Source organism: Granulicella sp. L56, from assembly GCF_009765835.1.
In the GTDB taxonomy this organism is placed as follows: Bacteria; Acidobacteriota; Terriglobia; order Terriglobales; family Acidobacteriaceae; genus Edaphobacter.
Map to the genome: position 1 here is coordinate 182,211 of NZ_LMUS01000004.1, position 25,607 is coordinate 207,817.

Genomic DNA, 25,607 nt, shown 5'->3' on the forward strand with positions numbered 1-25,607 from the left:
GATCAGACACAAATCAATGCAAAATAGGCACAACAGAAGACAGATGAAGTCTGGGGATGGAAAGCCATCGTCAAGCAATTGACAGGCTACTAAGGGGTAATAATTCCGCCCACCGGCAAACTCGTAGGCAGCGAAGGCCGCAGGCGCAGCGCCCTGGCCATGGCTTCGGCATGCTTCACACCCGCGCTGCCATTGATCAAAACCACCCTATCGCCCGCCGATAACTCTCCGGAAGCCAGCAGAGCCCGATAGGCTCCCACGCCAGCCGCCCCCTCTGGCGAAAGCAGCAGACCCTCTTGCTTCGCCCAATCCAGCAGGCTGGCCAGGGCATCGCCCCGCTCCACTGCTCGCCCACCCGATCCGTCTATAATACTCATTATAAAGGAATTGATATCACCGCTCCCCACATAGATCCGAGGGCGTCGCCCCGCCACCCACCCAAGTTGCTCCATCTCCTCAAACGCCTTCCAGATCGCCAAAACCCCTATACCGGTTGGGCAAAAGACAGCCTCCGGATACTCCCACCCCATCTGCTCCACCAGCTCATACCCCATCGTCTTCACACCCTCCAGGCGAAAAGGCTCTTTGAACTCTGAGACATCAAGGGAAGCCCCTGCTTGTTCTTCCCTCACCCGTTCACAGTCCCCGATCAGTCCGTCGACCAGAGTGACTTCCGCACCAAAAGCTGCACACTCCAGATAGTTCGACGTCGCAACATCGTGCGGCAAAAAAACACGCGCCACGATCCCAGCCGCAGTTGCATAAGCAGCCAACGCTGCTGCATTTTCGCCCTGCGAAGCAATGCTAAGTTGTTGAACCCCATAGTGTTTTGCCGCTGCGACTGCAAGCCCCATGCCACGGTCTTCAAATGAGCCCGTGGGGTTCCGTCCCTCATCCTTCACAAAAAGCCCCGAAAACTGCCGACTCCGGAGCAAAGGCGTCCAACCTTCACCCAGACTGACCGGAGGAAACTCCGGCAGGACCGCAGCGTAACGCCGGACTTCTACCTCGGCATCGCCGCCGTCAGGCCGCTTCGCAGAGCGCTTGATCTCCTCCATATCGTAGCGAACAAAGAGGAAGCCGCCACAGGCTGAACAAATTGTCTGCGCAGAATCAGCACTAAGACGTTGACGGCAGTGGGAGCACTCAAGCGAGGAGATGCGAGGCATGGATACGATGGTAATAGATTCCCTATAAGGTGAAGCAATGCCAAATAAGAGCCACCCCGTCCGCATGATTGCGGTCGATATGGACGGCACGCTGCTCGGGCCCGAGGGCCACGTAAGCCCTCGTAACCTCACTGCATTGCAGGCGGCAGAAAAGGCCGGTATCGAGGTCGTCGTCGCTACTGGCCGCCGCCACTGCTATGCCATGCGTCAACTGCGAGGACTTGGCCTCAGAGAAGAGAACGCCGTAATCAGCTCCAACGGCACCGTCACTCGGACCATCGGAGCTAGGCTTTTGGAGCGAAACCTAATGCAGCCGCACACCGCACGTTGGCTGTGCAGCCATATCGACGAATTTCGCAACGCGCTCGTCATCACCTTCGACATGGTCGGTCCAGATGGTGAAGATTCGCGGGGCGCTCTGGTCGTAGAGCACTTAGAGGAGTTGCACGGAAGCATTGGCAAATGGATGGCCGCCAATGAACCCTATATCGCACATGTTGTGCCAATTGAGAAGGCGCTCGAAGACGAATCCCCTATCCAGATGATGCTGTGCGGCACGATAGAACGGATGAGGCGGGCAGAGGCACGTCTGCTGGAGCATCCTGGTGTCTCTGCCGTGGGCGTAAATCCCCAGGAACACACTCTCGCTGAAATCTCACTGAATCGGACGGAGTATCCCGAACGAAATCTATGCATCGTGGACATTCTGCCAGCCGGATGCAGCAAGGGGTCGGCGTTGCTGCGACTGGTGGCAAGTCGGGGACTGAAGGCAGAGGAGATCCTGGCGATCGGGGACAACTGGAATGACGTTTCCATGCTCGAGGTGACTGGGCATAGATTGCTGATGGGCAACGCTCCCGATGATTTGAAGCAGGCAGCGCTCGAGCGGGGATGGGCCGTGGGCCGGAGGCACGATGAGGACGGGGTGGCACACGCAATCGAAGCGGTTCTGGCCGAGGCTTGAGCATTCAGGAGTTGCCCATCGCCGAACGGCGGTTGGCCGATGATAGGCTTTTAGGTGATGCGGCGAAATTTACTTCAACGCGGGTTGGTGATGCTGGCGGTCGTCTGGACGGTCTGTCCACTGATCCATGCGATGGAACACATCACCCTGCGAAACGGGTTTGAGCTGGATTGTGTTCGCCGTGAGGCCGTTGGCAATAAGGTTCGGCTTTATCTTCCCGAGAAAGCTACGGCAGTATCGGATTCGGCTGCCAATGCCGCCAATTATCTTGAAGTTTCGGCGGATGCGATTGTTCATGTAGAGACGGTTGCCGATGTGCCTCAATCGATCGCCACATCAAAAACTGCTTCAACGATCACAGCGAGTGCACCGACAAAGGCTGAGATACACGAGATGCTTGCTCACTCTGGAGCTTCTCACGATATCGACACGGACCTTCTAGCCAGCGTGATGAAGGCCGAGAGCGGCGGGCAGGTACGAGCTGTATCGCGGACAGGGGCGCGAGGCCTGATGCAGTTGATGCCATCGACGGCCACCGAGATGGGCGTACAGGATGCCTTCCGTCCGGACCAGAACATCGCGGGAGGAACGGCATATTTAGATGAGCTGCTCACCCGATATCGCGACAATATCGTGCTGGCGCTGGCCGCTTATAACGCCGGGCCTGCGGCGGTAGACCGCTACCATGGAGTTCCCCCCTACCGCGAGACCAAGGAATACGTTGCGCGGGTCATCCGCGAGTTCAACCGGCGAAAGCAGATGGAACTTGTCGCACAGTCGCGGTAGAGCACCGGAAATACTTACTCAATCAGCCAGAGAGAGCAGACGATGAAAAAGCGTAGTGGAATCGTGTGGATCGCAGTCGTTGTCGTGCTTGCGGTCATCGTCTTCCTGTTCCGTGACAAGGTGCACTTCGACTGGAAGATGTTCTGGCAGCAGTTGAAGCATGTGGAGTGGATCCATATCTGGGCAGGCATTGCGCTCATCTATGCCACCTACTGGCTTCGTTCGGTACGCTGGGCAGTCTTTCTATCACCCACCAAAAAAATTCCCGCTCACTCCCTGCTGGGATCGCAGTTTATCGGGTTTACGGCTGTGGCACTCTTTGGTCGTCTCGCTGACCTGACACGGCCCTACCTTGTGTCTAGGCGTGTTGCGCTGCCCCTAAGCTCGCAGGTTGCGGTGTATACGATTGAGCGGATGTTCGATCTTGGGGCAGCGGCAATCATCTTTTCGAGCGCGCTGGCTTTTACGCCCAAAGATCTCCCCCATCATGAAGTTTTTGTGCGCGCCGGTGAGTTGAGTCTCGCGCTGACGCTGGTGATTGCTGTCTTTGCAGGGGTCGTGCGAGTGGCTGGAGGCGTCGTCGCGGGGTTTGCGCGAGCGACGCTGGGACGGCTCTCAAAACCGGTTGGGGAGAGTATCGCCACAAAGATTATTGGATTTCGCGATGGACTGAATGCGCTGTCGTCGAAGCGCGATTTCGGCATAGCGGTTCTGCTCTCCCTAACGATGTGGGGAATGATCGGGTCGGCATATATGCAAACCGCGCATGCGTTTGCGCAGACACCCGAATTGGCCGGGCTTACCTTCTCACGGACGATGCTGTTGATGGCGGCGAGTATTGGCGGTTCGCTGCTGCAGCTTCCGATCATCGGGTGGTTTACCCAGATTGCCGTGACAGCAGCGGCGATGCATGCGTTCTATGGCGCTCCGATTGAGGCTGCAACGGCATGTGGAGCGTTGTTGCTGCTGGTAACCTTCCTCTGCATCATTCCTACGGGGCTGGTGTACTCGCGAGTGGAGCATGTAAGCCTGAAGAAGATCGCAAGTGAGAGCGAAGCTGCCGGACATGCACCTGAAGCTGTCACGGAGACCGGCAACTAACATTCGGCTCTGACTCGCTGCGTGATCGGTGATAGCGCTGCCATGGTGGACTCCACTGCTAGAATCGAAGTATTCCGATGAAGTGTCCCTACTGTGGTTTTGCCCAGGATCGAGTTGTTGATTCACGAGAGAGTAAAGACGCGGACTCCATCCGCCGCCGACGCGAGTGTGAAGGCTGCCACAAGCGGTTTACCACCTACGAGCGGATCGACGAAATCCCCTACATGGTGGTGAAGAAGGACGGCCGCCGCGAGAAGTTCGACCGCCAGAAAGTGTTGAGCGGGCTGCTTCATGCGTGCGAGAAACGCCCTGTCTCCGCGGTAAAGCTTGAGCAGATCGTGGATGAGACAGAGGCCTATGTGGTGGACTCGCCTGAGCGCGAGCGTTCGACCAGCGAGGTAGGCGAACAGATCATGATGCGGCTGAAAGACATCGACACGGTAGCGTATATCCGCTTCGCCAGTGTCTATCGGGATTTTAAAGACGTGAGTGAGTTCAAGGCAGAGTTGGAAGAGCTGTTGAACGGTAAAGATCAGAAGAAACGGCGATAGCAGAAGGACGTATGGCGAAAACTCATAAGATTACGTTGATTCCGGGCGATGGCATTGGCCCGGAGGTCTCAGGCGCGGTGGTAAAGATCGTCGAGGCGGCAGGGGCAGCTACGGGGGTGGCATTTGAATGGCACCCCCATGCTGCTGGAGCAGAGGCGTTCGAGACGACTGGGGAGTACATTCCGAAGGCGCTCTATGACTCGATCGAAGAAAATCGGGTGGCATTAAAAGGTCCGGTGACGACGCCAATCGGCGGTGGTTTTGCTTCGATCAATGTAACCTTGCGCCAGAAATTCGAATTGTTTGCCAACTTCAGGCCGGTCAAGAGTCTTCCCGGCTTGAAGACTAATTATCCCAACATCGATCTGATCATCGTGCGGGAAAACATGGAAGACCTGTATGCCGGACTCGAGCATGTGGTGGTCCCGGGAGTAGTACAGGCGCTGAAGATCATTACCGAGAAAGGCTCGACGCGGATCGCCAAGTTTGCCTTCGACTACGCGAGGAAGCATAACCGGAAGAAGGTCCACGCTATCCACAAGGCGAACATCATGAAGCTGTCGGATGGCCTGTTTCTCCAGTGCTGCCGGACGGTTGCCGAGGGCTTTCCTGAGGTTAGCTATGCGGAGCACATTGTGGACAACACCTGCATGCAACTGGTGATGAACCCTTACCAGTACGACATCCTGCTGACAGAAAATTTGTACGGCGATATCTTGAGCGACCTGTGCAGCGCGTTTGTAGGCGGCCTCGGCCTGGTGCCCGGTGCGAATCTCGGGACGGAGTGCGCCATCTTTGAGGCGGTACACGGCTCAGCCCCGGACATCGCCGGAAAAGACATGGCAAACCCGACGGCATTGCTGCAAAGTGCGGTTCTGATGCTGCATCACATCGGCGAAAGCGCGGCGGCAATTCGCGTACAGGACGCGCTGGAGCAGGTCTATTGGGAAGGCAAGACGTTGACGAAAGATGTCGGCGGAACAAGCGGTACCAAGGCGTTTGCGGATGCGGTGTTGCAGGCGATGGAGATGCCGCAGACAGTATCGGCGTAAAAGAAGCTACTTACAAGAGCGAGGTTGGCATGAAGCAGAAGTTGGGTTGGCTGGCGGCTGGAATCGTGATGAGTGGCATGGTGGTCGGATTTACAGGCTGCAAGCCGAATACACCGGCTCAAACGAGTCCGGAGACTGCTCAGACAAATGCAACGCCTGCTCCTGCACAACCGGCCGTGCCGCTTGATCCTACAACGCTGGGGACAGTCAGTGGAACAGTACACTTCGCGGGCAAGGCTCCCGAGCGTATCAGCATCGACATGAGCCAGGATCCGGTATGTTCCATGATGGGCGGCGACAACTTCGCCGAGCAGTATGTCGTTCATGACGGCAAGCTGGCGAATGTCTACATCTACATCAAGAGCGGCCCTCCGGCAGCGATGTCTGCCCCTGCCACCTCCGTAGCTCCTGTCGTGCTGGATCAGATTGGCTGCAAATACGTTCCTCATGTGATCGCTGTGATGCGAGGAGGATCGGTCGAATTCCGTAATTCAGACGGAACCATGCATAACATTCACACCATCCCAGAAGCGGGAACTAATAAAGAGATTGATATCTCTCAGGGGCCCAAGGGCGCACCCGAGGTGAAGAGCTTCGCCGAGCCTGAGATCATGATGCCGGTGCGGTGCAACAACCATCCCTGGATGAATGCATTTATCAACGTCTCCGTCACACCGTTTTTCGCCGTAACCGACGCGAATGGTCACTTTGAGATCAAAGGCTTGCCAGCGGGAACCTATACTCTCGCGGCGGTGCACGAGAAGATGGGGGAGCAGACCATGACCGTTACGGTTAGGCCCCATGTAACGGAAACAGCGAATTTTAGCTATTCGATCAAGAAATAGAATAGGGTAACTGACCTGTCTCGCAGCCTGATCCTCCCAAAATGCGACTAAAGGGCGGTGAACAGCCAATGTCCGGTGACGGTAGTGGCCGCGCCGCGTTATTCTTGAATATATGGAACGGCGCAAGGTCGGAATTTTGGGCGCGACCGGTATGGTCGGGCAGCGATTTATTCAATTATTGAGCAATCATCCGTGGTTTGAGATTGCGTGGCTGGCGGCGAGCGATCGCAGCGCTGGCAAAACGTATGGCGAAGCCTGCCGCTGGAAGCTGGACACCCCGCTGCCCAAACACATTGCCGCGATGACGATGCAGCCGAACGTGCCCGAAGGTACGGTGGGAGAGCTGCCGAAGATTATCTTCGCCGCGCTCGACGCAGACATTGCGCGAGAGTTGGAGCCGAAGTTTGCCGCCGTGGGCTGCGCCGTTATCTCGAACTCCAGCGCATTCCGCATGACTCCGGATGTGCCGCTGGTAGTTCCTGAGGTCAACTCGGACCATCTGGCTTTGATTGAAGCGCAGGCTTCGCGCAAGGAAAATGGCGGCAAGGGCGGCTATATTGTCACCAATCCAAACTGCAGCACGATCGGCCTGGTCATGGCGCTGAAGCCGCTCGAAGAGCGGTTCGGTGTTGAGAGTGTCTTTGTGGCTACGATGCAGGCGGTGAGCGGCGCGGGATATCCCGGCGTGCCTTCGCTGGACATCATGGGCAATGTGGTGCCATTCATCAAAAACGAAGAAGAGAAGATGCAGGAAGAGGTCGGCAAGCTGCTTGGCACACTGAGCGGCAAAAAAGTCGACATGCTGGACGCTAAGATAAGCGCCCACTGCAACCGCGTTGCGGTCGAAGACGGGCATACAGAGTGCGTTAGCATCAAGCTGCGAAAAAAGGCCACGCGGGAAGAGATTCTGGCGGCGTGGAGCGAGTTCCTTCCTCTGGAAGGACAGCATCTGCCGACCGCCCCATCTCAGCCGGTGGAGTACGACTCTGCGGCTGACCGCCCGCAGCCCCGACTGGACAGGATGCGCGGCAACGGCATGACCGCAACCGTTGGCCGCCTGCGCGAGTGTAGCCTGCTGGATTGGAAGTTCGTCGTGCTCTCGCACAATACGATTCGCGGAGCGGCAGGAGCCGCCGTGTTGAATGCAGAAGTTCTGGCGTTGCTGGGCAAGTTGGATAAGTTAAGCGTGGCTGCTGTGGCGGTGACGGCTTGAGTACAGTACGCGAACAACTGGTAGTGATGAAGTTCGGCGGAACATCAGTCGAGGACGCGAAGGCAATTGAGCGGACCGCGGCAATTGTTCGTGGACGCCGGGAGCGTGGGTTGGAAGCTGTCGTCGTTGTGTCGGCAATGGCAAAGGTCACCGACCAACTGCTGGCTGCGGCTGCCGCAGCGGGACGCGACGACAAGGCAGGCGCACTGGCCATCAGCGCAAGGTTGCGGCACCGGCATATCGATACGGCGGCTGACCTATTGGACGGCGAACGCTTTGTCCAGTTGCAACCGGCCGTCAACCATGAGTTCGACGCGCTGGACGATCTGCTGCGCGGTATTGCCGCGGTAGGTGAGTTGACGGCGCGCACCAATGATCTTGTAGTGAGTTTTGGCGAGCGGTTATCGAGCCGCATGGTCGCAGCAGCGTTCGAGCAGCATGGCCTGCAGGGCGCGCATGTCGACGCCCGCACCTGCATCGTGACCGACGACAACTATGGAAAGGCCGTACCGCAGGAAGGCGCGACTGAGTCAAAGCTTACGGAACTGGTCTTGCCCTTGATTCAAGCTGGACAGACCCCGGTGATGGGCGGATTTATCGGAGCAACCGCAGAGGGGATTACGACGACGCTGGGACGCGGCGGCAGCGACTACACTGCTGCCCTGGTTGGCGGTGGAATGCACGCAGGCGCCATCGAAATCTGGACGGACGTCAATGGAATCATGACGACCGATCCTCGCATCTGCCCGGATGCGCTTCGCGTCAAGACGATCAGCTTTGAAGAGGCGGCGGAACTGGCCTACTTCGGGGCGAAGGTGTTGCATCCCGCCACGATTCTTCCTGCCGTCCAGAAGAGCATTCCCGTCTGGGTGTTGAACTCGCGTAATGCCGAGAACGAAGGCACCAAGATCACTGCCATGGCTCCGAAGTGCGCCAGTCCCTTCAAAAGCATTGCGGCGAAGAAACGGCTGACCATCATCGATGTCGTCGCCAGCCGGATGTTGATGTCGCACGGATATCTCAAGGCCGTCTTCGACGTCTTCGATAAGTACAAGTGCGCGATTGACATGGTTTCGACCAGCGAGGTGAGCATCTCGTTGACGGTGGACTCGAATGAGAAGCTGCCGGAGATCTGCGAAGAGCTGGGCAGGATCGCAGACGTAAAATACGAAGGCCGCAAGGCGCTGGTATGCCTGGTGGGCGAGGATATTCGCGGCCACAACGGCATCGCCGGACAGGTCTTCAGCGCGGTCAGCCACATCAACGTGCGAATGATCTCTCAGGGCGCAAGCGAGATCAACATGAGCTTCATGATCGACGAGGAAGATGTCGAAGAGGCCGTGCGCAGCCTGCACAAGCAATTCTTCGCCGATCCGGACGAGACCGTTTTTGATGTGGCGGCTCGTGTTCCAGTTGCAGTCAAAGCGTAAGAGAGGAACACATGCGGATATTGGTCTTAGGACAGGGCAAGACGGGAAAACTGGTAGCCGCAATCGCAGCGGAACGCGGTCACGGAGTCCATGTGCTGGACGCCAAGGAAAATGCGAATGCATCCGCGCTGACTCCACCTTTTGTTGCTGGGTTCGATGTTGTCATTGACTTTACTGCGCCGGAAGCTGTGGGGCAGAACATGCGTGCCTGCCTCGCGACGGGCGCGAAGATGGTGATCGGCACAACTGGCTGGTATGACAAACTGCCCGACATGAAGGCCCTTGCGGACCGCAAGCAGGCGGGTCTGTTATACGGGACAAATTTTTCCATCGGCGTTCAGGTGTTATTTCAGTTGGCAGCAAAACTAGGCGAGTCACTGAAGAATGCCGGGTACCAGTTTTCGATTGAGGAAACGCATCACGTCACCAAACTGGATTCGCCCAGTGGAACCGCGATCACGCTGGCGACAGTCGTAGAAACGGCTTCGGGCTACCAGAAAGTTCCTATCGAATCGAAGCGCGAAGGCGATGCTCCCGGCACCCATGTTCTCGTAGCGCAGAGCGATGCGGACAGGCTTACGCTGACCCACGAGTCGTTCTCGCGGCGTGGATTCGCCGAAGGCGCAGTGCGCGCAGCCGAGTGGCTTTCGTCTCGCAAAGGCTGCTACGACTTTCAAAATATTTATACGCAGATTTAGGTCTGCATCGAATCGGGGAATGCCATGAGCACAATGGAAGCAGTAACAGCGAAGTTTGCGGATTTAGCGTTTGACCAGAAGCTGGACCGACTGGCTGAAGTAGCTGTAAAGGTTGGGTTGGGGCTGCGCGCGGGTCAGGAACTCATCATGTCTGCGCCCATGGAAGCGCTGCCGCTGGTGCGGCGCATCACAGAACATGCTTACAAAGCTGGCGCGTTGCTGGTGACGACATTTTATGGCGATGATCCGTCGGTGCTCGCCCGGTTTGCCTATGCTCCTGATGCCAGCTTCGACTACGCGCCGAAGTGGTTGCAGGATGGCATAGCCGAGGGATTCCGAAGCGGAGCAGCACGGCTAGCTATTGCGGGGGCGAATCCTGCGCTGCTGGCAAAGCAGGATCCGGCGAAGGTGGCACGGGCGAATGTTGCGGCCTCAAAGGCAGGCAAGCCTGCGATGGAGTTGATTACCCGCCATGAGATCAACTGGACGATCATTGCCTATGCGACGCCGGAGTGGGCAAAGCTGGTGTTTCCGAATGATCCCGAAGATGTCGCCGTCGCTAAGTTGTGGGAGGCGATCTTTGTTGCCTCGCGCATCAATGCGGACGATCCGGTCGTCGAGTGGCAGCAGCATGGCGAACGCTTGAAGAAGCGCGTCGATCTGCTGAATGCAAAACGCTTCTCTGCCCTTCATTTCAAGGGGCCCGGAACGGACCTGACTGTTGGACTGGCTGACGATCATCTTTGGGCTGGTGGTGGAACGACCGCCGGAAACGGCGTCTATTGCCAGCCCAATATTCCTACCGAGGAGTGCTTCACGACTTCGCACATGAATCGCGCGAATGGGACGGTGCGGGCGTCGAAGCCGCTCTCGCATCAGGGCACCCTGATTGAAAATATTACGGTGCGGTTTGACGGCGGAAAAATCGTAGAAGCGACCGCAACGGCTGGTGAGGACGTGCTCAACCGGTTGATCAGCACGGACGATGGCGCAAGGCGGTTGGGAGAGGTGGCGCTGGTGCCTCATTCCTCGCCGATTGCGCAGAGCGGTGTGCTCTTCTGGAACACCTTGTTCGACGAAAATGCCGCAAGCCACATTGCATTGGGACAAGCGTATTCGACCTGCCTGATTGGCGGCGAAAAGATGGACGCGGAAGAGCTGGCCAAGCGCGGCGCGAATGCCAGCCTGATCCATGTGGACTGGATGATCGGTTCCGGGGCGATGGATGTAGATGGCATCGCTGCGGATGGAACGGCTGAACCGTTGATGCGTAAGGGCGAGTGGGTGTAGTTAACCCGCATTCACAACAGCAATCACAAGCGAAGACAAGGTAAACTGCAACCACTATGGAACTGATGGGATGTGGAACGGCGCTGGTCACTCCTTTTCGCAAGGATGGCGGCGTAGATGAGCCTGCGCTTCATGCGCTGGTGAACTGGCAGATCGAGAGCGGAATTGATTTTCTGGTTCCCTGCGGCACTACCGGCGAGGCTTCGACTCTGACCGAAGCTGAGTGGCTTCGCGTCATCGAGTTGGTGGTTGCGACCACGGCAGGACGAGTTCCGGTGTTTGCCGGGTGTACGCATAATGCGACCCATGAAGCTGTAGCCAAGGCGCGGAAGCTGGCACAGGTTCATGGGCTCACAGGAATCTTAACGGCGAATCCTTATTACAATCGCCCGGGACAAGAGGGGCAGTATCAACACTTCAGGGCAGTCGCCGAAGCGGTGGACCTGCCAGTCCTGCTCTACAACATTCCGGGGCGAACGGGCGCGAATCTGGAGCCGGCTACCGTGTTGAGGTTAGCGGAGTTGCCCAACGTCATTGGCATCAAGGAATCCAGCGGAAATCTGGCGCAAATTACTGAGCTGCTAACTACGGCTCCGCGGAATTTTAAGGTCTTTGCCGGAGATGATGGAATTGCGTTGCCGGTAATTTCCCTGGGCGGAAGCGGATTGATTTCGGTGGCCTCCAATGCCATTCCGGGGCAGATGTCGCGGATGATTGGGGCAGCCATGGAGAACGATTGGGTGGGCGCGCGGCGGATCAATCGACAGTTCTTCCAATTGATGCAGGCGCACTTCTGGGAGGCCAATCCTGCGCCCATCAAGGCTGTGCTCTCCCTACTGGGGCGATGCGAAGATGTTTTGCGGCTGCCCATGGTGCCGGTTTCTGCAGCTACGCGTCGCAAGCTGGAGTGCATGGTGGGAGAGCTTGGCCTTCTGGTAGGTGTTCCGGGAACCGGCGAAGATCTGCGAATGTTCTAAAGCTTCATATCAATCAACATTTTAAGAAAAAGGTGACAAGTGAGTCTGGACGGAACGTTGCAGGAGCGGATTGAGCATTGGTTTGCGCAGGGTGCGGCTGCGGTAGGGAACAAAGAGGCTGAGGCCGCGTTTCTTGAGTTGCGGCGTGGACTCGAAGCGGGTGAATTGCGCTCAGCAGAGCCGGATGATTCGCCTTTAGGTTGGCGCGTCAATGCGTGGATCAAAAGAGGTATCCTCCTTGGTTTCCGACTGGGAGCGTTGGTGGAGATGGGGTCGACCGAGGGACTTTCTTTTGTGGACAAAGAGACCTATCCGGCGCGACGGTTTGCCGTGGAAGACGGGGTACGGGTGGTTCCGGGCGGCTCCAGTGTCAGAGCGGGAGCCTTTGTTTCTAAAGGGGTCGTCCTGATGCCCCCGGCTTACATCAATGTGGGAGCGTATGTAGATGAGGGGACGATGGTGGACTCTCATGCGCTGGTGGGGAGCTGCGCGCAGATTGGCAAGATGGTGCATCTGAGCGCGGCAGCGCAGATCGGCGGCGTGCTGGAGCCGGTGAACGCGAGCCCCGTCATTATTGAGGATGGTGTGCTAGTAGGCGGAAATACCGGGGTCTATGAGGGTACGGTCGTGCGGAAGCGTGCGGTTCTGGCGGCTGGCACGGTGTTGACGCGTGGAACTCCGGTCTACGATCTGGTGCGTGGAGAGGTGTATAAGGCGACCGCTGAGATGCCGCTGATTATCCCAGAAGGGGCGGTGGTGGTGCCGGGTTCGCGCGCTGTCAACAAAGGAAAAGGGCAGGAGTGGGGGTTGAGCATCTCTGCTCCAGTGATCGTCAAGTATCGTGATGAAAAGACCGAGCTCTCTCTGGTCTTAGAGGATATTTTGCGCTAATACCGAGGCTCGAAAATGCAGTTCGAGGTTGAATCTGTATGACCGGACGAATCATCCTCGCTGTGCTCTTTATGCTGAGCGGCATACTGCATTTCGTTCTGCCGCAGCCCTATCTTCGGATCATGCCGCCGTATCTGCCTTCGCCGTCGTTGCTCGTCGGCATCAGCGGGGTGGCGGAGATATTGGGTGGGATTGGGCTGCTGATTCCCCCGACCCGCCATCTGGCCGCCTGGGGGCTCGTGGCGCTGTTGATCGCTGTGCTGCCTGCCAACATCTATACGGCGACGGCTCATCTCGCGCTGCCCGGCCTGGCAGGCCAGAGCTGGGTTCAGTGGCTCAGAATTCCACTTCAGATTCCGCTTGTATATTGGGCGTGGCTCTATACGCGAGGCTAGATTGATATCTCTGCTGAAACCCATGTCCCAGAAGCGGGACATGGGGCACCCGGTTGAGTGTAAGCCGCGATGATTACAGGTGACGGGGACCGTAGTGGAGGTAGAAAACCACGGCTGAAGCTACGAGGCAATAGATCCCGAAGAGATACCAGCGGCCCTGTTCAAGCCAACTGCTGAGCCACTTCAAGGCAACCAGGCCGGCGAGGAAGGCGAAGACCATTCCCAGCAGGCTTGCGATCACGCTGCTGTGTAGATCGATGGGCCTTCCGCTGGCAGCGGCTTCGTGCGTCGCCTTCAATAGCCGCAGGGCTTCTTTGCCGATGGCGGCGGGAGTGAGGATGACGGCGAGGGCGAAGCTGAAGCGCTCGGCCCGGTCCTTGCTGGCTCCCGTCAACATGCCGGTGGAGATGGTCGCGCCCGAGCGGGAGAAACCGCGAAAGGGCAGGCAGAGGCCCTGTACAGCACCGATCCAGCCTGCCTGTCGCATAGTGACGCTGTCGCCGTAGACCTGTTCGTGCGCGCCCATGCGCCGCTTTTCAATCAGTCCGGCGATAAGGATGAGGATGCCGGCTGCGGCAAGCGCGGGAGCGACCAGATCGAGCCGCCCGAAGAGAGATTCGATCTCGCCCTTACTCGCCCCGGCAAAGGCGGTCTTCTCGATGACTTTGATGATGGGATAGCCGATGATGGCGGTCAGGATCGAGGCCCAGATGGCACGGATGGCGAAGCGCTTGAAGGCGTCGGAGCTGGAGAAGTAGGTCCGCTTCCACTGGCTCCAGAAGTAGACGATCACGGCGAACATGGTGCCGGTGTGCAGCATGACCAACAGCAGCGTCATGGGCGGCGAGGAGGGGTCGAGGCCCAGCAGCTTCTCCGCGACGACGACGTGGGCGGAGCTGGAGACGGGTAGAAGCTCGGCGAGACCCTGCACTATGGCAAGAATGATCACTTGAAAAATTGGCATAGATCCATCCTAAATGGCGTCTCGATGATAAAGCAGCGAGTGCCTACGAGAGCATCTTTTCGAACACTGCCCAGGTTTTAATCCGCTCGAAACCTTCGCGCAGATAGAATCGGTGCGCTCCCTCGCGAGCGATGCGGGAGGTGACGCGAATCTTCGTGACTCCCTGTTCCCTGCCCCATGACTCGACCTCGGCGCAGAGCCGTTTGCCAATGCCGAGGCTCCGATGGGCTTCGCTGACGACGAGCCCGGTGATGAGTGCGAACGAGCACGATTGGAGTTCATGCATAAGGGTCACTTCGATCCAGCCGGCGATCTCGGTGTTGCCGGCAATCTTCAGGCAGGCAACAAATGCTGCATGACTGCCGATGTGTGAGGACAGTTGTACGATGCGTTGCGAGATTGCTTCGCTGGATACGTCATAGCCAAGCTGCGCGCTTAGCTCTGATATCGCTTGAGCGTCTTCGAGCAAGACGGGACGCACGATCAGAGAGGGACTACGAGGAGTCGCATCAGGACGGTCAGTCAAAGAATCGCTCATTATTCCATGTTTACATAGCTAAATAGCAGTTAGGAAGCGCTGTGGCCCGTGCACTGCAAGACGCCCAGATAGGCACTCCATGGACCAACTGCGTCACGATATTGGTGGGCCATCACGCGGGAGAGTTGGTGGAGATGGGTGAGATCGTGAACGGCCCAGGTCGACAAAAGCTCTGAGAGTGTCACCGGGCCAAAGGCCGGATGCCTTCCTCTGCGCGCCAGGTCTTCGGGCTGCAAATTCAGGGCATCGAGCGAAGCCAGATTTTCCTTCCGCAGACGGGCAAAATCGTCGAGCAACTGTTCGAGCGACTTGCCCTGGCTGGCCTTCAACTGCGCAAAGCGGTCAAGGGGATCGAATGGCCGGGCTTCGCCGCTCTCCAGCGTGATACGCACTCTGATCATCCAGTCAGTGCGCTCGACGAAGGCCAGATGGCCCACGATATCGAACGCACTCCAGGTCCCTTCTCCTTCGTTACGGCGCACCCAGATATCGGGGAGCTCTCGCAACAACGCATCGAGCACGGCGGGAGTGCGTGTGAGGACCGCGATGGTCTCGGGCAGGTTGCATTTGTTCTGGTTTGCCATGGCTCCATAGATACATGGGTTGCACTTTGAACTCAAGCGGCGATGCTCAATCGCGGTCGTCGCCGAAGATGGGGATCTGTTGCTGCACCTTGTAAGCGATAGCTGCGGCGCGGGCGGCATAGTCCGATTGCGGATACTTCTCTTTGAGTTCCTGAGCTATGGCGATGGCCCGCTGCCCGGCATCCTGCGAGTGCTTGCGGTCGTCCTGCACGGTATACATGGTGCTGGCTACGCCTTGACGGTAGGTCGCGTTGTAGAGAGCTTCTGCCGCTTTGGGGCCGTCGGGGTATCGCTGCGCGTATTTTTCGTAGAGGCCAGACTCCATCTCAGGACACTTGGGAAGACCCTGCCAGTCGCCGCAGAGCTTGTTGTCGAGCAGATCGTAGGCAGCGAGGGCAGCGTATTTGGTGTCGGGATACATCTTCATGACCTTCTTCATCTCGCCATCGTAGAGCTGGGGTCGAAGATAGGCCTCCTGCTCCTTGGCGCTGGGAAGGGTGCTGATGTCCACCTTCTCTAACTGCCAGCGAATATCTGCGGCTCGCCATGCGGCCGCCGGAGCAAAGGAGGACTGGGGAAAATAATCGGCAGCACGTTCGTAGAGGAGATGCGCCGCCTGCGCGGCTCCTTTCGGTGCATGAGCTTCAGCCGCTTCGGCCTCGAAGTTCGCCGCAGCACCATAGAGAATGGCGTCGCCGCCGGGAGTCGATGGAGTAACGACGCCCTTATCGCGAATCCAGCCTGAGGCCGGAGTAACAGTATCGTTGTCATCGGTGAATTCAGGCTTGTTCTCGTCGCTGGTGTCTTCGACATCGGTGTTGGCGAAGACCTGGATCCACGGGCCATTGCGCTGAACGATAACGACCTCGTGGCCGGGAGTAACGGTGGAGAGCTTCTGGGCGTCGGCATCGGCGGTGACATAGACGTTGGCCAGATGCAGCACAGTGGCGCGGGCGGCGCGATCATAACCGGACTTGTCCTTGGGCTTCTGCGCTGCCGCAATTCCGGCGGCAAACAACAGGGTTGCCGATACCGAGAGTATCAATCGTGACCGAAGAGTTCGCTGAAGCAGGAGAGCACGCATAGACGATTATTAGACGCTCCATTCAAGATTGGGGAGAGCCCGTACGCAATGATAGCGGCTAACGAAAGGAAATGCGGTTCAGGCGGTCACTGATTCGCGGGCAACGTGGACCCGGTCGCGACCAGCGTGTTTAGCATCGTACAACGCACGGTCAGCCAGACGAACAAGATCGGTCGCATCCTGGGCAGGAGCGGGATACATCGCGACGCCAATGGACACCGAAATCTGGCGCAGGGTCTCTCCCTTGGACCGTACGCGCAGCTTGCCGACGGCCTGCCGGATCAGCTCCGCGCGCTCGACGGCAGTCTCCTCGTTGGTCTCGGGAAGGATAATGATGAACTCCTCGCCTCCATAGCGGCAGACGACATCTTCGCTGCGTACCGACTGTCGGAAACACTCGGCGACCTCGCGGAGAACGGTATCGCCCGCCTCGTGGCCGAAGGTGTCGTTAAAGGCCTTGAAGTGATCCACGTCGAGCATAAGGACAGCCAGAGGAGTCGTGCTGCGGAGAGCGCGATGTACCTCGCGCTCAAGAGCGATTGCCATGAAGTGGCGATTGAACAGCCGTGTAAGGCCATCGCGAATGGATTGATTTTCAAGCTTCGCCCGCAGATTGAGACCTGCGATGGTCATCGCTGCCAGTTCTACTGTCTCGCTGATCTGAAGAATACGGCTACGTGCGAGGTCTGCGATCTCCTGTGCGGGAAAGGTGAGATAGACGAAGCCAAGTGTCTCACCCTGTGCGGCTAAGGGGATGCAGACATAGTTCTCGGGTGGTTCGCCGGCGAAGTGACTACAGTTGATCGCGGAGTGACCGGGAGAACGCCAGCGCAGATGCCCGGCCCGCAAGCCGCAACAGGCATCGGAAGCGAAGCCGTCGGCCAGCGAGATGGGATTGTTCCACGAAGCTGCGATCTCCAACATGCTGCGCGAATTGTTCGTGATCAGGGTTGCACCGCTGCTTCCGGGGACAAGCGCCTGCAGGTGACGGCAGGTGCAGGCCTGGGCCTCGGCTGCAGTAACGCACAGGTGCAACTCGTCGCGCGTAGCTTTCAGAAGAGCGGCCTCGCCTCCACGGCGCTCGAGCGCCTCGATGGTGGCTTCGAGGTGATCGTTGGCGACGGACAACTGCTTCTCAAACGACCGGCGGCGCAGAGCATCTCGAATGAGAAACCAAAAAAGGACAACCAGCACTACCAGTAAGAGGCCAAGGTAACCGGCGCCCGCAAGCAGGCTTCGAACGCTGCTGTCCTGCGATTCGTTGGAGCGCTCTTTCAATAATCCGCGCTCCTCCTGCTGAATCACATCGAGGACGTGGTGGCAGGCCAGAATCTCCTGATCGGGAACCGTCTTCGATTGCCGGGCAGTCTCCACCGCATGAGTTAGCACGACGACCGAGGTTTCCAACTCGTCTGCGTGATGCCGTTGGGAGGCATTGTCCTGAAAGAGATTTTGCAGGGTGACGACACCGTTCTGGATAGCTGATAGAGAGGATTCCGCAGTACGCAGATAATTTATATCTCCGGTCGCCTGAAACAGTTGCATGCTGGAGCTGAGCCGATCAAGCCGCTGCGATTCCATCTGGATATTGCTGAGAACGGTTTGAGAGTGATCCAGCCAGTTACGAATCTCGATCAGGTGCCGCGTGTTCGAGTAGACGATCAGCCCCCCGCCTACTGTAAAGATGAACGCTCCAATGGCGGACAGGAGCAGCAGAGGGATCACCTTACTGGGCTTAAGAGGAGCGTGTCGAGAGGAGAAAAGTTCAGTCAATTTTATGTCCCTGACACGTATCTTCAACGTGATTCTCACCTAGCGTATCGCGAATATAGCCAGAACAGGCTGATACGAAAGCGGTAGTGCTACCCGGAGATTACACCCGTCACGACTTTTAATGTCGATCCAACGCCTTTCGCAGCTCCGGCTCCAGGTTTCCTCCGCTCAAAATGACGGCAACTTTGCGCACACGGGGGAGCTCGTCAGCATGGTACAAGGCTGCGGCAAGAGCCACCGCACCGCTGGGTTCGGGAACCAGCTTGGTAACCGACAACAGAGTTCGCATGGCCGACAAAATCTCGTCCTCTGTTACGGCGACGATTCCGTCCACATAGGCCAGGACGTGCTCGAAGTTGAGCGCGCCAAGGCTCTGGGTGCGGAGGCCGTCTCCGATGGTCCGGGTCGTCTTCTCTGCGGGCCACTTGATCAATTGCCTGGCCTCGAAGCTCTCCTTCGCATCTGCCGCCAGCTCCGGCTCTGCGCCCCAGACTTGCACGGCCGACGTGGTCAGTTTTACGGCTGCCCCGGTTCCGCTCAAAAGGCCACCTCCACTTACCGGTGCAACGATCAGATCAACGCTGGGCAACTGCTCCAAAATCTCCATCGCACAGGTTGCCTGTCCGGCGATGATGGCGGCATGGTCGTAGGGTGGAATGACGGCATAACCAAACTGCGCAGCAAGCTCTTCGGCTTTGGCTTGTCGCTCGGAAGATGATGGCCCCACGGTAACGATCTCGGCGCCAAGAGCTTTTGTTGCCGCCTTCTTGATCTCCGGGGTGTTGTCGGGCATGACGATGACGGCCTTTGCGCCGAGTGCTCGCGCGGCGTAGGCGACGCCCTGGGCATGATTGCCGCTGGAGTAGGTGATTACCCCGCGTTCCAATGCCTCGGGCGACAATTGCGCCACCATGTTGTACGCTCCGCGAAGCTTAAAGCTGCCGATGGGCTGCTCACTCTCCGCCTTGATATAGATGTCGAAGTCCGGCTCGGGAAGTTTTGCCATTCTCAGACGAGCACGCTCCAGCCGGTAGAGTGGAGTTCGCACCGCCACTCCCGTGAGCCTCTGCTTCGCTGCGCGAATCTCATCGAGCGTTACCAGGTCACTCATCTCTCATCCTTGGTCTTCGGTCTTCAAAAAATCCGGCCCAGCCCGAAGTACCACTTATAGTGTCCGCTACCGCCGATGCTGCCGCCACCATAGACAGGCCCGATCAGCGTCTTCATCACCACGATGGCGGTTCCATCGTTAGGCACGTCCGGCGTGCCCGAGTTGCCGCCGTTAATCTTGCCTATCTCGTAGAAGCCACCTGCATAAATTGCGTCGCCGAAGATGGGGTTCAGATGCGACAGCCGAACCAGGTAGCCCGCCTGTCCGAGAAAATAGTCCTCACCCAGCAGCTCACCGCGGTCGTAGGCAGTCAAGCGCAGAGGACCGCCCAACGAAAATCCAGCAAGTCCAAGATTCGTTGCGCCGAAACTTGTGCCTCCGCTCGCGGTACCAAAGATAATGCCGCGTTTGCCTGATGGGATAAAGTGCTCCGTCGTTACATTCAACTGCGAGAGCCCATCGCTTGAATTGGGCCTTTGGGTGTAATAGCTGAAGTTCGAACGTATCTCAGAGCCCCTGGACGGCAGCATCACCTCATCCTGCCCCAGATATTGAAACCGTACCGACGTGACCAGAGGGGTAAGGCTGAACTCCTGCCCGATCGGATTTCCGACGATGCGGCGCTCGCCGAACCACTGATAGTCTTCGCCTGCGCGCAGCTCAGTCCTTGCATTGAACTGGTAGCCCACGTCGACGCCCAGCCCATTTCTACGCTGCTTGAACTGCGCCAACTGAGCGCTGCCTGAGTAGTAGCCGGTCTCCGAATGCGTCACATAAGCGTGCGGGGCAACGAACCATCGCGAGGTCAGCGTCAGCGACTTGTAAAGCTCCGCGTCGAAACCCGCAACCTGCCCGACCATGCCATCGATCCGCAGCTCCGAACGCGGACCGGCAACATCCAGAAATGTGGCCCTTGCGCCGAACCCAAGCTGAATGTCATTTGAGTCGTTAGACAAAAGGGTCAATCCCAGATTCAGAAACGGCGGAGCGTAGTCCTTCGATCGGGGTCGAATCAACAATCCTGGCTTGCCGTTCTCGTCGATCAGGTTGTAATTGATGATCGAGTAGGTTCCAGTGCCCTCGAGGTCAGAGATCGTCTGCTCAATCGCCGTTGTATCGACAGGCTTACCAACAAACTTTTTAAACGAAGCGGCAACTTCCGACTGCGCCGCGCCTTTCAGTCCATAAACGTCCACAAACTGAGGCACGGGAACCTCCGTGCGCCGCCGCTCATTGCGGTTCGCTAAATACGTCTTCCAGTCCGCATCGTCGAGAGCATATTTTTCGAGCGCCGCAGCCTGCGTTTCTGCGGCCTCTTTGCCCAGAGGAATAATCACGGAACTCTTATCGAAATCAGTTGCGCTGAACTTGCTGACGTCAGCCCTGATCAGCACCGTAGCATTCTTCATGCTGGCCTGTTCATTCGCCGCCACCATGATCGACACATTTCTGCCGGCGACGGCCAGCGGGGAGCTTAGGCTCTCCGGCTTAATCGGCCCAGTGTCCAGATACACCGCAATCACAATGTCCGCGCCCATGGCACGCGCCACGTCTACGGGAAGATTATCGACTGCCGCACCATCGGAGTAGATTTCATCGCCATGCTGTACGGGTGCGAACATGCCGGGAATCGACATCGTCGCACGCATGGCCTGCGCCAGCGAGCCGTCATCGAAGACATGTTTCTTGCCAGTCACAATCTCGGTGGCTACGCAGCGGAATGGGATAGGAAGATCGTCAAAGCTCTTTAGATCGTAGTAGGGCATCAGGGTACGGTCGAAGAGCAGACCTACCGCTGCGCCAGAGTTCAACCCCCTTGGCACGCTGATTCCATGCTTCAGCCCAAACTCCAATCGATTGGGGTATGCGAGCCTGTCTTCTTTCCTGCGATAGCTCAACGCCTGAAACGGAACCTGGCCGCTCAACACGCCGGGCCAGTGAATCCGTCCGACGAACGACTTGATGTCGTCGGGGCTGTTGCCCGCGGCATAGAGGCCGCCAACGAGGCCGCCCATACTGGTCCCGGCCACATAATCTACCGGAATGTGATGCGCCTCCAACCACTCGATTGCGCCGATGTGCGCGAAGCCCAGCGCCCCGCCGCCCTCAAGCACCAGCCCAATGGTTGGCCGTTTCGGGGGAATAATCTTCGGCTTCTGTGCCGCCATGACCGATAGCCCCGGCAGAAGAGCCATGCAGCCTAACCCAAGAAGAATTCTTCGAGAAAAAGCGCTCTTAGCAAAAGAGATCATCTGCACATAAATCTATCAGCAACCCCTCTTCGACGGGCGATCGCAGGTACCTTCAGCGATTACACCGCAGTTACACTTTGGTTGCTTCAGAGGAAGCGACCGATGTTCCCCTTCCTTCGTAACGTATGATCCCTTTGATACAGAGGGGCAGGACAGATGTGCTTTTCAGCCACTGCAAACTTCACGGGGAGCGCCATTCTGGGAGCAATCGGAGTCGCTACCCTGGCCGAGGTGAAACACCGGCGCGCGTTCATGTTTGCAGCCATGCCTTTGTTGTTTGCCGCGCATCAGTTCATCGAAGGATTCGTGTGGCTTGGCCTGGATAACATTCTGCCGTCGTACGTCGCTCACGATGCCGGGGCTGCCTTTGTGCTGTACGCGCAGGGACTGTTGCCCTTTCTGCTGCCCTTGAGCGTGTACCTCATCGAGCCGACGCGCTACAGACAAAAGCGCATGCTCTGGTTCGTGCTGCTGGGTGGCTGCCTGGCGTTGTATATTCTGTGGGGACTTACTGCCTATCCCTTGCAGGTCTCCGCTCAAGGCCACAGCATCGTCTACTTCAATCCGGTGACGACAACGTCGGCAGTTGCCGTACTCTATGTGATCGCGACGTGCGGTGCTCTACTCTTTTCCGGGTTCCGCTACCTGATCGCGCTCGGCATCGCCAACATCGCCGGCCTACTGGTGGTAATGATCGTGATGCGCTACGCGTTTACTTCGATCTGGTGTGCCTACGCTGCGGTGATTAGTGTTCTGATCTACTTTCATTTCCGCCGAAGACGTCGCATGGCTCCGGTTCTATACACAGCCGCCGCTTAAATCGTAATTTGCTTTGCCTTCCGTATTCGAAAGGGCTAAGCTCGCCTTCTGTACCGAAGTTCCGGAGGATTCATGCATTCAAGAGCACTCTTATTCAGCACGATCATTCTCTTCGGCTTATCGACGGCGTACCCGGCTGCTTCGCAGAACCGCGATAATGCTCCGCAGAAGACAGGCGGCAACCATGGAAAGCCCGGCGGGCCGCAGACGAAGCCAAGCCCTGGCGGAGGCAAGCCGCAGCCTGGTCGCCCTAACCCTGGTGGTGGAAATCAGAAGCCGCAACCGAGCCGTCCGCAGCCAAGCCGTCCACAGCCAAGCCGTCCGCAGCCAAGCCGTCCACAGCCAAGCCGTCCGCAGCCAAGCCGACCGCAGCCGGGCCGTCCTCAACCCTCTCGGCCAAATCCGGGCCGTCCTGGCAATGGCCGTCCAAGCCAAGGCCGTCCGCCGCAGTGGGGACATCGCCCGACGCAGCGCCCCTCCTATAGCTTCCGCAATAACGACCGTGCCTATCTGCACCGCTACTACCAGAGTCGTTTTGGCGCAATCAATCGCGCTAACCGACCGCGCTTTATCATCGGCGGATTCTTCCCCTATGCCTACATTCCCTACATCCAGCCGCTTCCGCCGGATGTGTATGGCTATCTACCGCCGCCACCGCCCGGATATTCGATGGGCTACTACCAGGGTTATGTGGTCGTCTACGATCCAATCAGCTACTTCATTGCCAATGTCATCGACATCTTGCAGTAACAGACACAATCGCTCCACTCAAAACAAAAGGCGCCCACAAAGGGCGCCTTTTCTATCCTCGGCAGGCCTCCCTTTTGATTTATACCCACTCCTCTAAAGTTGCAGACGATAAAAATACATCTAAAGTCGCCGCATGTAAGATTGGTGGGGCTTTATCCCCTTGGAGAATTTAAATGAAGGCCTGTCTTACGCTCTGCCTGTTGCTCGGAACACTCGCGATTGCAACTGCCCAAACACCAGCAACCGCTCCGCAAACCGCAGCATCGTCGACACGACACATCGCCCCAAACTCCAGCCTCTTTATCGAGCCCATGGACGGCTTCGAGACCTATCTCTCGGCTGCCATTCTCAAAAAGAAAGTCCCCGTCATCATCGTTGACGATAAATCCAAAGCGGATTACATCGTCAACGGTACTTCTCATGTGCAAAAGGCCGGATGGGCTAAAACCATCTTTGTTTCACCGGCATCGTCAGCCGGGGCCAGCATTACTATCAAGGACGCAAAGACAGGCAATCTCGTGTTCGCCTACTCCGTCGACAAATTGAATGCCGCCCGCGCTGCGCAAAGTACCGCCGAGGCCTGCGCCAAACATCTGAAACATGCTATCGAAGATAAATAAGCCGCCAGTGGTCGCAAATGAATAAAGGCGCCCTCTGTGGGCGCCTTTATTCATTTCTAAACAGGAGGGTCAGATCTCCAGAATCACCGGCATAATCAACGGTCGCCGGCTGGTGCTCTTCTGGATATACCGCTTGAGGTCATTGCGAATCTTCTCTTTGATGACACCGTAATCGGCCTTCTCCTCCGGGCTGGAGTTATCGAGCGTGCGCTGCACGATCTGCCGCGCCTCGGGGATCAAGCCCTCCTCGGCCACAGCCATGCCACGCATCACGATCTCGGGTGCATTCTCAAGCAGTCCAGTCCGTTTATTGATGGCAATAATCGGCAACACGATTCCGTCTTCGCTGAGATGCTTGCGGTCGCGGATGATAAGGTCTCCAACGACATCGTTTGAGGAGCCGCCAGAGTCGATGCAGACGCGACCCACGGTAACCTTGCCAGTCTTGGTAGCGGAGTTCTTGTCTAACTCCAGAACGTCGCCGTCCTCGAGCAGAATCGTCTTCTCCACAACTCCCATTGAGCTAGCAAGCTCTATATGCCGTTTCAAATGGCGATAGTCGCCGTGCACGGGGATGAAGAACTTTGGACGGACGAGGTTGATCATCAGCCGCAGCTCTTCCTGGCTGCCGTGTCCGCTGACGTGGATCAGCCCTGAAGCACCGTCGTCATAGATGACCTTGGCGTCGCGACGCTCCAGATGGTCGATGACGCGATAGATGGACTTCTCATTGCCGGGAATGACGCGCGAGCTCATCAGCACGGTGTCGCCTGCATCGATGTGCGCGAACTTATGGTTGTTGACCGCGGCTCGGCTCAGAGCGCTCATAGGCTCGCCCTGCGTTCCGCTGATCATGATGCACAGCTTGTTGGCCGGATGGTCCTTGATGTGGCCGGGATTGATAATCAGCCCCTGCGGCAGATCGAGGTAGCCAAGGTCCTGCGCGATCTCGGTCGAGTTATCGAGCGAGCGACCGATGATCGCAACCTTGCGGCCATGCTGGTGCGCCAACTCCATCGCCAGGCGAATACGGTGAATCGAGGACGAAAAACAACTGAAGAACAGCTTCTTCTTGGCCTGTCCAAAGATCTCATCCAATCGCGGACGCACCGCACGCTCGCTCGGCGTATAGCCGGAGCGGTCGACGTTGGTGGAGTCCTGCAATAGCGCCAAAACGCCTTGCTTACCCAACTCCGCAAATGCATGGAGATCGAACGGCTTATTGTCCGGGGGCGAAAGATCGACCTTGAAGTCGCCGGTGTGCAGAATGACGCCCACAGGAGTGTGAATCGCCAGCGCAACGCAGTCCACCAACGAGTGGGTCACGCGAATGGGCATGACCGAGAAAGGCCCCAGTGTAAACCGCTTGCCGGGAATCATCTCGTTCAGGTCGGCGTCGTCCAGCAGGCGGTGCTCTTCGAGTTTGCCCTCGACATAGGCCAGGGTGAACTCGGTCCCGTAGACGGGAACATTCAATTCGGAGAGGATCCAGGGCAGACCGCCGATGTGGTCTTCGTGCCCGTGAGTCAAAAGGATGGCGCGAACCTTCTCGCGGTTTTCAGTCAGGTAACTGATGTCCGGAACAACAATATCCACACCCAGCAACTCTTCTTCGGGAAACATCAGACCGGCGTCGATGACAATAATGTCATCCTGCCAGCGGAGAGCCATGCAGTTCATCCCGAACTCACCCAGGCCCCCCAGCGGAATCATCTTCAATTTATCAAGTGTCATCAACCTTCAATCTTAG

25 protein-coding genes are annotated in these 25,607 nt (G+C 57.6%); 16 read left to right on the forward strand and 9 right to left on the reverse strand.

Annotated elements, in window-relative coordinates; genetic code table 11:
* Positions 1-89: 89 nt before the first annotated feature.
* The gene (locus GSQ81_RS07685) at positions 90-1,058 is read right to left on the reverse strand and encodes a pyridoxal-phosphate dependent enzyme (RefSeq protein ID WP_254060068.1); all 969 of its coding nucleotides are present in this window, start codon (positions 1,056-1,058) and stop codon (positions 90-92) included.
* A 148-nt stretch (positions 1,059-1,206) separates the two neighbouring features.
* On the opposite strand from GSQ81_RS07685, the gene GSQ81_RS07690 reads away from it, so the two are divergent.
* The 13 genes from GSQ81_RS07690 to GSQ81_RS07750 all read left to right on the forward strand — a co-directional run bounded on the left by GSQ81_RS07690 (position 1,207) and on the right by GSQ81_RS07750 (position 13,362).
* The gene (locus GSQ81_RS07690; RefSeq protein ID WP_158910191.1) at positions 1,207-2,133 is read left to right on the forward strand and encodes an HAD-IIB family hydrolase; all 927 of its coding nucleotides are present in this window, start codon (positions 1,207-1,209) and stop codon (positions 2,131-2,133) included.
* Between the two features lie 57 nt (positions 2,134-2,190).
* Positions 2,191-2,919: a lytic transglycosylase domain-containing protein gene (locus GSQ81_RS07695; protein WP_158910192.1), complete on the forward strand. Its 729-nt coding sequence runs from the start codon at positions 2,191-2,193 to the stop codon at positions 2,917-2,919.
* 42 nt (positions 2,920-2,961) lie between these two features.
* The gene (locus GSQ81_RS07700; protein WP_158910193.1) at positions 2,962-4,020 is read left to right on the forward strand and encodes a lysylphosphatidylglycerol synthase transmembrane domain-containing protein; all 1,059 of its coding nucleotides are present in this window, start codon (positions 2,962-2,964) and stop codon (positions 4,018-4,020) included.
* Between the two features lie 77 nt (positions 4,021-4,097).
* The gene (nrdR, locus tag GSQ81_RS07705; RefSeq protein ID WP_158910194.1) at positions 4,098-4,571 is read left to right on the forward strand and encodes a transcriptional regulator NrdR; all 474 of its coding nucleotides are present in this window, start codon (positions 4,098-4,100) and stop codon (positions 4,569-4,571) included.
* Positions 4,572-4,582: 11 nt separating this feature from the next.
* Positions 4,583-5,623, forward strand: coding sequence for an isocitrate/isopropylmalate dehydrogenase family protein (locus GSQ81_RS07710; protein WP_158910195.1), 1,041 nt, complete (start codon positions 4,583-4,585; stop codon positions 5,621-5,623).
* 29 nt (positions 5,624-5,652) lie between these two features.
* The gene (locus GSQ81_RS07715) at positions 5,653-6,468 is read left to right on the forward strand and encodes a carboxypeptidase regulatory-like domain-containing protein (protein ID WP_254060069.1); all 816 of its coding nucleotides are present in this window, start codon (positions 5,653-5,655) and stop codon (positions 6,466-6,468) included.
* A gap of 112 nt (positions 6,469-6,580) precedes the next feature.
* Complete coding sequence (gene asd, locus GSQ81_RS07720; protein WP_158910196.1) at positions 6,581-7,681, forward strand: aspartate-semialdehyde dehydrogenase; 1,101 nt, start codon at positions 6,581-6,583, stop codon at positions 7,679-7,681.
* Positions 7,678-9,111: a lysine-sensitive aspartokinase 3 gene (gene lysC, locus GSQ81_RS07725; protein ID WP_371715228.1), complete on the forward strand. Its 1,434-nt coding sequence runs from the start codon at positions 7,678-7,680 to the stop codon at positions 9,109-9,111. Before asd ends, lysC begins: the two co-directional genes overlap by 4 nt.
* Positions 9,112-9,122: 11 nt before the next feature.
* Positions 9,123-9,809: a 4-hydroxy-tetrahydrodipicolinate reductase gene (gene dapB / locus GSQ81_RS07730; protein WP_158910197.1), complete on the forward strand. Its 687-nt coding sequence runs from the start codon at positions 9,123-9,125 to the stop codon at positions 9,807-9,809.
* Between the two features lie 24 nt (positions 9,810-9,833).
* Positions 9,834-11,099 carry an aminopeptidase gene (locus GSQ81_RS07735; protein ID WP_158910198.1) on the forward strand — a complete coding sequence of 422 codons (1,266 nt, stop codon included), beginning with the start codon at positions 9,834-9,836 and terminating at the stop codon, positions 11,097-11,099.
* Between the two features lie 56 nt (positions 11,100-11,155).
* On the forward strand, positions 11,156-12,076 hold the full coding sequence (gene dapA / locus GSQ81_RS07740) for a 4-hydroxy-tetrahydrodipicolinate synthase (protein ID WP_174237951.1): 921 nt from the start codon (positions 11,156-11,158) through the stop codon (positions 12,074-12,076).
* A 39-nt stretch (positions 12,077-12,115) separates the two neighbouring features.
* The gene (locus tag GSQ81_RS07745; protein WP_158910199.1) at positions 12,116-12,967 is read left to right on the forward strand and encodes a 2,3,4,5-tetrahydropyridine-2,6-dicarboxylate N-succinyltransferase; all 852 of its coding nucleotides are present in this window, start codon (positions 12,116-12,118) and stop codon (positions 12,965-12,967) included.
* 38 nt (positions 12,968-13,005) lie between these two features.
* Positions 13,006-13,362, forward strand: a complete 357-nt coding sequence (locus GSQ81_RS07750; protein ID WP_158910200.1) for a DoxX family protein — start codon at positions 13,006-13,008, stop codon at positions 13,360-13,362.
* Positions 13,363-13,435: 73 nt separating this feature from the next.
* Here the strand turns inward: GSQ81_RS07750 and GSQ81_RS07755 are convergent, their stop codons facing one another.
* From GSQ81_RS07755 to GSQ81_RS07785, 7 genes are all read right to left on the reverse strand, one after another.
* Positions 13,436-14,326, reverse strand: a complete 891-nt coding sequence (locus tag GSQ81_RS07755) for an undecaprenyl-diphosphate phosphatase (protein WP_158910201.1) — start codon at positions 14,324-14,326, stop codon at positions 13,436-13,438.
* Positions 14,327-14,369: 43 nt separating this feature from the next.
* On the reverse strand, positions 14,370-14,852 hold the full coding sequence (locus GSQ81_RS07760; RefSeq protein ID WP_216846398.1) for a GNAT family N-acetyltransferase: 483 nt from the start codon (positions 14,850-14,852) through the stop codon (positions 14,370-14,372).
* A 41-nt stretch (positions 14,853-14,893) separates the two neighbouring features.
* Entirely contained in the window at positions 14,894-15,448 is a 555-nt protein-coding gene (locus GSQ81_RS07765) for a DinB family protein (RefSeq protein WP_158910203.1), read from the reverse strand.
* Between the two features lie 46 nt (positions 15,449-15,494).
* The gene (locus tag GSQ81_RS07770; protein WP_158910204.1) at positions 15,495-16,532 is read right to left on the reverse strand and encodes a hypothetical protein; all 1,038 of its coding nucleotides are present in this window, start codon (positions 16,530-16,532) and stop codon (positions 15,495-15,497) included.
* A 78-nt stretch (positions 16,533-16,610) separates the two neighbouring features.
* Positions 16,611-18,305, reverse strand: a complete 1,695-nt coding sequence (locus GSQ81_RS07775) for a diguanylate cyclase (protein WP_158910205.1) — start codon at positions 18,303-18,305, stop codon at positions 16,611-16,613.
* 118 nt (positions 18,306-18,423) lie between these two features.
* Positions 18,424-19,416, reverse strand: a complete 993-nt coding sequence (locus GSQ81_RS07780; protein ID WP_158910206.1) for a threonine/serine dehydratase — start codon at positions 19,414-19,416, stop codon at positions 18,424-18,426.
* A 23-nt stretch (positions 19,417-19,439) separates the two neighbouring features.
* Positions 19,440-21,611 (reverse strand): patatin-like phospholipase family protein, encoded by a 2,172-nt coding sequence (locus tag GSQ81_RS07785; protein WP_158910207.1) that lies wholly within the window; start codon positions 21,609-21,611, stop codon positions 19,440-19,442.
* A 213-nt stretch (positions 21,612-21,824) separates the two neighbouring features.
* Here GSQ81_RS07785 and GSQ81_RS07790 point away from each other — a divergent pair, with 213 nt between their 5' ends.
* From GSQ81_RS07790 to GSQ81_RS07795, 3 genes are all read left to right on the forward strand, one after another.
* Positions 21,825-22,487, forward strand: a complete 663-nt coding sequence (locus tag GSQ81_RS07790; protein ID WP_158910208.1) for a DUF6629 family protein — start codon at positions 21,825-21,827, stop codon at positions 22,485-22,487.
* Positions 22,488-22,559: 72 nt separating this feature from the next.
* Positions 22,560-23,237, forward strand: a complete 678-nt coding sequence (locus GSQ81_RS19705; RefSeq protein WP_174237952.1) for a hypothetical protein — start codon at positions 22,560-22,562, stop codon at positions 23,235-23,237.
* A 173-nt stretch (positions 23,238-23,410) separates the two neighbouring features.
* The gene (locus GSQ81_RS07795; protein WP_158910209.1) at positions 23,411-23,857 is read left to right on the forward strand and encodes a hypothetical protein; all 447 of its coding nucleotides are present in this window, start codon (positions 23,411-23,413) and stop codon (positions 23,855-23,857) included.
* 69 nt (positions 23,858-23,926) lie between these two features.
* Here the strand turns inward: GSQ81_RS07795 and GSQ81_RS07800 are convergent, their stop codons facing one another.
* On the reverse strand, positions 23,927-25,591 hold the full coding sequence (locus tag GSQ81_RS07800; protein WP_158910210.1) for a ribonuclease J: 1,665 nt from the start codon (positions 25,589-25,591) through the stop codon (positions 23,927-23,929).
* Positions 25,592-25,607 lie beyond the last annotated feature (16 nt).

Excerpts from the sequence above, each read along its gene's own strand:
- dapB (WP_158910197.1), top strand. The coding sequence starts at position 9,123 with ATGCGGATATTGGTCTTAGGACAGGGCAAGACGGGAAAACTGGTAGCC.
- GSQ81_RS07765 (WP_158910203.1), bottom strand. The coding sequence starts at position 15,448 with ATGGCAAACCAGAACAAATGCAACCTGCCCGAGACCATCGCGGTCCTC.
- GSQ81_RS07780 (WP_158910206.1), bottom strand. The coding sequence starts at position 19,416 with ATGAGTGACCTGGTAACGCTCGATGAGATTCGCGCAGCGAAGCAGAGG.
- GSQ81_RS07800 (WP_158910210.1), bottom strand. The coding sequence starts at position 25,591 with ATGACACTTGATAAATTGAAGATGATTCCGCTGGGGGGCCTGGGTGAG.
- GSQ81_RS07690 (WP_158910191.1), top strand. The coding sequence starts at position 1,207 with ATGCCAAATAAGAGCCACCCCGTCCGCATGATTGCGGTCGATATGGAC.
- GSQ81_RS07715 (WP_254060069.1), top strand. The coding sequence starts at position 5,653 with ATGAAGCAGAAGTTGGGTTGGCTGGCGGCTGGAATCGTGATGAGTGGC.
- GSQ81_RS07695 (WP_158910192.1), top strand. The coding sequence starts at position 2,191 with ATGCGGCGAAATTTACTTCAACGCGGGTTGGTGATGCTGGCGGTCGTC.
- GSQ81_RS19705 (WP_174237952.1), top strand. The coding sequence starts at position 22,560 with ATGCATTCAAGAGCACTCTTATTCAGCACGATCATTCTCTTCGGCTTA.
- GSQ81_RS07710 (WP_158910195.1), top strand. The coding sequence starts at position 4,583 with ATGGCGAAAACTCATAAGATTACGTTGATTCCGGGCGATGGCATTGGC.
- GSQ81_RS07770 (WP_158910204.1), bottom strand. The coding sequence starts at position 16,532 with ATGCGTGCTCTCCTGCTTCAGCGAACTCTTCGGTCACGATTGATACTC.
- GSQ81_RS07755 (WP_158910201.1), bottom strand. The coding sequence starts at position 14,326 with ATGCCAATTTTTCAAGTGATCATTCTTGCCATAGTGCAGGGTCTCGCC.
- GSQ81_RS07700 (WP_158910193.1), top strand. The coding sequence starts at position 2,962 with ATGAAAAAGCGTAGTGGAATCGTGTGGATCGCAGTCGTTGTCGTGCTT.
- GSQ81_RS07750 (WP_158910200.1), top strand. The coding sequence starts at position 13,006 with ATGACCGGACGAATCATCCTCGCTGTGCTCTTTATGCTGAGCGGCATA.
- asd (WP_158910196.1), top strand. The coding sequence starts at position 6,581 with ATGGAACGGCGCAAGGTCGGAATTTTGGGCGCGACCGGTATGGTCGGG.
- nrdR (WP_158910194.1), top strand. The coding sequence starts at position 4,098 with ATGAAGTGTCCCTACTGTGGTTTTGCCCAGGATCGAGTTGTTGATTCA.
- GSQ81_RS07795 (WP_158910209.1), top strand. The coding sequence starts at position 23,411 with ATGAAGGCCTGTCTTACGCTCTGCCTGTTGCTCGGAACACTCGCGATT.
- GSQ81_RS07785 (WP_158910207.1), bottom strand. The coding sequence starts at position 21,611 with ATGGCTCTTCTGCCGGGGCTATCGGTCATGGCGGCACAGAAGCCGAAG.
- GSQ81_RS07735 (WP_158910198.1), top strand. The coding sequence starts at position 9,834 with ATGAGCACAATGGAAGCAGTAACAGCGAAGTTTGCGGATTTAGCGTTT.
- GSQ81_RS07790 (WP_158910208.1), top strand. The coding sequence starts at position 21,825 with ATGTGCTTTTCAGCCACTGCAAACTTCACGGGGAGCGCCATTCTGGGA.
- dapA (WP_174237951.1), top strand. The coding sequence starts at position 11,156 with ATGGAACTGATGGGATGTGGAACGGCGCTGGTCACTCCTTTTCGCAAG.
- GSQ81_RS07685 (WP_254060068.1), bottom strand. The coding sequence starts at position 1,058 with ATGGAGGAGATCAAGCGCTCTGCGAAGCGGCCTGACGGCGGCGATGCC.